We start from the raw sequence: 4,693 nt of genomic DNA, 5'->3' as shown, positions 1-4,693 counted from the left end.
AAAAACACCTCCGTTCTAAACTATAGCAAATATTATAGACTACATGACTACTTGTGTCAATGTAGTCTATGTAGTCACAAACCACAAAATCTGTAGTCACAAACCACAAAATCTGTAGTCATAACCACAAATTTTGTAGTCACAAACCACAAAATTTGTAGTCATATAAACCCGCCAAGCCTTATGTATCAATGGCTGGCGGGGGGTCTAAAAGAACAAACAGATATAAAAAGAACAAACAGACATATAGAGAAAAACCGACTTTTCTAGTATCAGAAAAATTTTTCTCGCTTTGCTTGTCTGCTTGCTCTTCTGCTTGATGGCATTGATTGTATATGGAACGTCAGCCCTCCGAATAGCTCTCAGAAGCCCTCAGAAGCCTTTAGAAGCCTTCAGAGAGTACGACGCATATATTTATATGCGTTAGTGTCCTCTAGCTACTCAGAACGGCATTGCTCGCTTCCTCATCAGCTACATTTTCCAACATAGAAGTATGTTACCGATATACGTCCATGAAACAGTCGCTCTGCTAACTCCTGTCTAGCTTGCTTGTCAGTATAGCCTTTTCCTCTCAGCTCATTGTACAAATTTACTGAAAACGTGACTCTCAGCGAATGCGTCCCGCTCCAGCGTTCGACACACTGCTCGGCGGCAGCTTTCAGCTCTGTTCTGTAATCTCCGTAGCTGATAAGGTTGAAACACAGTTTTCCTCCCGTAGTTGGGCTTATACCAAATTTGTCAGCGAATCCTCGCAACTCTGTGGCCAGATTGGCAGGAATTGGGAAGTTAGCAACTCTATATCCGGCTTTGCTGTTCACATCGAGTGTACCATCGGCGTTTAAACGCACAAACGTCACGTCATGTACCCGCAACCCCGTTTCGAGCTGTAGCTCTGCCGCGAGGTGTGCTCGTGGGTCTTCTACAGCAGCCACAACAGCTGCTGCATCAGTGTACGCCCTTGATTGTTTGTCATCAATAGAACGAGCAGCGTCATTGATTTCAGTACGCCAATTCTCAAGCAATGTATCTACTTTCGCTGTGTTCTGCTCTTTCCAGTCATGGCTGACTGTTTCAAGCATTCCTTCTAGCTTACTGAATGCTTTGCAATAGCTCAACATTTGCGATGTAGATATGCCCATCTCAAACTTGTATTGCAGAAAAGCGTCTGCTTTGTCTGCGGTAAACGCTCGTATATCTGCTGTCCTACCTTCAGACTTCTCAAATTGTATGTACTGCTTCAGGATACCATTATACTTGGTCAAGGTCTTGCTCTCATAAAAGCCGATTTGTTTGCTGATGTCGTGAAAATTGGTTATGCCAGCATCCCGTAAAGCTTGCTGGGCGTCTGCTTTGTTCGTCCCGTCATTGATGTGCAAATATCCGGCTTCTTTTTCAAGTCCTAAAACCTGGGCTGACGGGCTTGCTGCTTTGCTCATGTAATACCACCCTTTCATTTTTTATGGGCAAAAGCCCTCCTTTGCCCGCTGATTTTTACAAATCAGCAAGCAAAGCAAGGCTTTTTTCTATTGTCTGTACAAGCACCTCCTCATGCTTGCACAGGCGGTAAGGTATTCAGTGCCCCAAACCATTGGCTTCACTTACGGCCCATCTTGGCACGCCAGTTTCGCTCTTCGAGCAGGCTTCCAGCGGTTATTTCCCTCCCTGTCCGTAGTAGACAGTTCAGAAGCACCTCGCAATAGGAGACGAGGACGACCTTCGGCAGCCCTGGCGGGCTGCCTTAAACGGCATCTTGTTTCAGAACGCTCTCTCAAAGCGTCTCGGCATTTTACCCTCCAGCCGTTGGAGCACAGTTGTTTCGTTGCGTTCTCTCTCGCAAAACAACTTATCATAGCTACTTCCCTGCCGACGCTCTGCGTCGGTGAAGTTTTCCGAAAAACTAGAACGGGCATATAGCCTCACGAACAAAAAATGACACGAACAATTTCTATGATGAAATTATTCGTGTCATTTTTTGTTCGGGGGTTCGGGGGTGCGTCCGTAGAGCTTAGCTCTGTCTTTTCTTTCGAAAAGACAGAGCTAAGCGGGGTTAGCCCGCTTAGTTACACCGCCCGCACTCTCCAGCGGGCGACCTGACCTCCTCCTGCTCCGCTCCCGCTACCACCACGCCCACCAACCCCACCGCACCGCCACCACCGCACCGACGGCTATCGCCGCCGGCACCACATCGCCTACCGCCCAAAGGGCGGCAGGCGACCACAAGCACACACCCACCCCCGCCCGATCCGCCGAAGGCGGAGAGGGCAGGGGCGGGTGTGTGCTTGTGGTACTCGAAGAAGAAAGAAGGTTACTCATTCATGGAAAAGACAAGGCAAAGAGATATTGAGAAAATACGCTATACTATCCCGACTGCTAAGCGTATAGCTGATGAACTAGCAACCGACCCGCAGAAAGCAGCTACAGCACAAGGGTATATTGGCAAGCTACTAAGCCAAAAAGAACGAGAACTCGTCTTCAGAATCTACAGAGACCTAGCAAACTGTCATATCGGGAATGGGTTCTGGCACCGCTTACAGACAGCCGCTATGCTTCGGCAACGCTTTGCACACTTCCGTGCAGACGTTCTGACACAAGTTACCGAAGAGCGTGAGCAAGCCCACGCAGCACTCAAGCAGAAGAAAACAGTAATGCAAAAACTACTAGAGCACGAACAAGAACTGCTCGACCTCGCTAACCAAGGCTTGAGCAGCAAAGAAATATCAAAGTATATGCACCGTGCTCACCGCTCTCAGTTTCCAGCTCATGGCTCACCGCATTTCAAGACTATACAGGAAGCACTTCGACAAATCCGCCAGAGTTGCTATTCTTAGTGTAATCTGTACGGGGACTTGTAAAATCTCTTGTTTCGCCCCGTGCGTTCTCTCAAGCAGCCGCCGCTGGCGGCACTCGGTTACGGGTGCTTGTAATCGAGCAACAAAAGAACTGCCAGAGCTAAAAAGCCGGAGCGGTAGCACCCACTAAAAAAAGCCCTGCTCAAAGAGGCGGGGCTTTTTCGTGCGGTTACTTGCTTTTGAATTCTACTGAAACCTTTTCCTTCGGGTTTATTTCTCTAGCTTCTTCGTAGTGCTGAACAACTTTGTTTGCAACAGATAATGCTTTTTTGTAAACAGCAACATAAAAATCTTCGTTGCTGTCAGAATCAAAGTAGTCAGTCCTATTTTTGATTCCTTTCCTCGCTTTGCGAGTTTGCACAATCTGCTTTTGAAGTTCAAGAAATGTCATAACTTATCTCCTTCTTCAATGCTTGCTTTCTTTCAGCTAAATCTTGCATATAGCTACGCCCAAGTTTTTTTGCCATCTTAGCTAACTCTAATACATCGCCTCGATTGTACCAAGCGATACTATCGAGAAGCCGACTGTATTCTTCGAGCAACTTTGTTCTTTCCATATCCAGAACCTCTCACTTTTTTCTTTTTCCTGCTTTTACATCTTCAATAGTTAAGCCGAGCTTTTCCATTCTTTGGCGAAAGAAACCCGCTTTTTCTCCATGCAATTTAATCATCTCGATGTCAATATCTGTTAGCTCAGTCAGTTCCTTTTTCTCTTCTTTTTCTTCTTCTACTTTTCCCTTTCCAATTTTCAAAAGTTCCGTTCCGTGAAAGAAATCATTTGCTTGCCGTCGGTCTAAATTTTTCTCTCTCATTTTCTCTTCTGCTTCTTTTTTATCTTTCTTCGCTGTCCCTGCCCAGTCATTTTTTATTGCTGTTATAATTGTAGCTGCCAAATCATTGTATTTATCTCGTCTCTCGACACAGTATTTCAAGTTGTTTTCTACTTGTTCATACGAATATTTTTGAACAAGTTTCATAGCTCTTTTTTTAGAAATTTCTCGGTTCATCAAGCGATATGCTAGTTGCTCCTGTTCCTCGGAAAGCCCTGCCACATCTGGGCTGGTGGCTTCTGGCAGTGTTTCTGTCTGCTCTTTTTCTAGCTTTTCAACACACTCTTTTTTCTTCATCTTCATCCAGAACGTAAAGCCTGTAACTTTCCTGCCAGTTTTTTGTGGTTCGTACCAAACTTGATAATCGGTCTTTTCATTGATTTCTTTAATCGGCAAGTCAAGAACACGGGAGCGAAAATTGCACATTTTGCCCTCATATAAGCCATCTGGAACATTCAATCTAAAACGCAGTTCTTCTATAGACAAAGAGAGATATACTTCTTTTTTGCCTTTCTTAAAATACCCTTGCTTCTCAAGAAGCGATTCTAATATACGCCATGCGTACGCAGAAGATAAAGCAAAGAAGGCTTTAACCTTATATTTTGTATATGACTGATTGAGTATATCAAGGATATACGGCTTCATTTCATCATCAAATTGAATGATAAGACCTTCCTGCGGTCTATAATCCATTTTTCTATAAATGTGTCGATAGCCAAAACCTCCGTCATCATAAGACAACTCTATCGTATTGTTATATGCGTTTTTAACTTGTTTTTTTAGATTTGTAATATTGCCGTACCAGCTACCGCCGAAAAGATTTTGCAACTGGCTATACGGTATCACGGTCTCATGAAAATCTACATCGTGAAAATTTTCGTCTTTGATGTGTGGTTCTATATCTTGCAAGCCAAGAATAAATAGACGCATTTCAGTCACATTCATTTCTTTTCTAGCCCTTATAAGCGGATTCGCTTGTATAACACTCTTTTCGAGTATCTCTATGTCGTTCAC

Annotated in this window: 5 protein-coding genes; 1 reads left to right on the top strand and 4 read right to left on the bottom strand. The window is 44.4% G+C overall.

What is annotated here, in order from left to right; genetic code table 11:
* Nucleotides 1–467: 467 nt before the first annotated feature.
* Nucleotides 468–1,436, bottom strand: coding sequence for a site-specific integrase (locus tag SELR_RS15645; protein WP_014426087.1), 969 nt, complete (start codon nt 1,434–1,436; stop codon nt 468–470).
* A gap of 879 nt (nt 1,437–2,315) precedes the next feature.
* Here SELR_RS15645 and SELR_RS15640 point away from each other — a divergent pair.
* On the top strand, nt 2,316–2,828 hold the full coding sequence (locus SELR_RS15640; RefSeq protein ID WP_041914920.1) for a hypothetical protein: 513 nt from the start codon (nt 2,316–2,318) through the stop codon (nt 2,826–2,828).
* 190 nt (nt 2,829–3,018) lie between these two features.
* Here SELR_RS15640 and SELR_RS15635 read toward each other — a convergent pair whose 3' ends face one another.
* Genes SELR_RS15635 through SELR_RS19160 form a run of 3 tightly spaced genes read right to left on the bottom strand, consistent with a single transcriptional unit; the run spans nt 3,019 to nt 4,693 of the window.
* Complete coding sequence (locus tag SELR_RS15635) at nt 3,019–3,240, bottom strand: hypothetical protein (protein ID WP_014426085.1); 222 nt, start codon at nt 3,238–3,240, stop codon at nt 3,019–3,021.
* Nucleotides 3,227–3,406: a hypothetical protein gene (locus SELR_RS15630; RefSeq protein ID WP_041914919.1), complete on the bottom strand. Its 180-nt coding sequence runs from the start codon at nt 3,404–3,406 to the stop codon at nt 3,227–3,229. The genes SELR_RS15635 and SELR_RS15630 overlap by 14 nt, the downstream gene beginning before the upstream one ends.
* A 12-nt stretch (nt 3,407–3,418) precedes the next feature.
* Nucleotides 3,419–4,693 carry a replication initiation protein gene (locus SELR_RS19160; protein WP_014426084.1) on the bottom strand — a complete coding sequence of 425 codons (1,275 nt, stop codon included), beginning with the start codon at nt 4,691–4,693 and terminating at the stop codon, nt 3,419–3,421.

The sequence above is a fragment of the Selenomonas ruminantium subsp. lactilytica TAM6421 genome, assembly GCF_000284095.1.
In the GTDB taxonomy this organism is placed as follows: Bacteria; Bacillota; Negativicutes; order Selenomonadales; family Selenomonadaceae; genus Selenomonas_A; species Selenomonas_A lactilytica.
Note: the sequence above shows the minus strand (reverse complement) of the source record. Positions and strands in the feature narration are given on the sequence as shown.

What these genes read in the sequence shown, in the direction of transcription:
- SELR_RS15645 (WP_014426087.1), bottom strand. Translation starts at nt 1,436, where the DNA reads ATGAGCAAAGCAGCAAGCCCGTCAGCCCAGGTTTTAGGACTTGAAAAA.
- SELR_RS15640 (WP_041914920.1), top strand. Translation starts at nt 2,316, where the DNA reads ATGGAAAAGACAAGGCAAAGAGATATTGAGAAAATACGCTATACTATC.
- SELR_RS15635 (WP_014426085.1), bottom strand. Translation starts at nt 3,240, where the DNA reads ATGACATTTCTTGAACTTCAAAAGCAGATTGTGCAAACTCGCAAAGCG.
- SELR_RS15630 (WP_041914919.1), bottom strand. Translation starts at nt 3,406, where the DNA reads ATGGAAAGAACAAAGTTGCTCGAAGAATACAGTCGGCTTCTCGATAGT.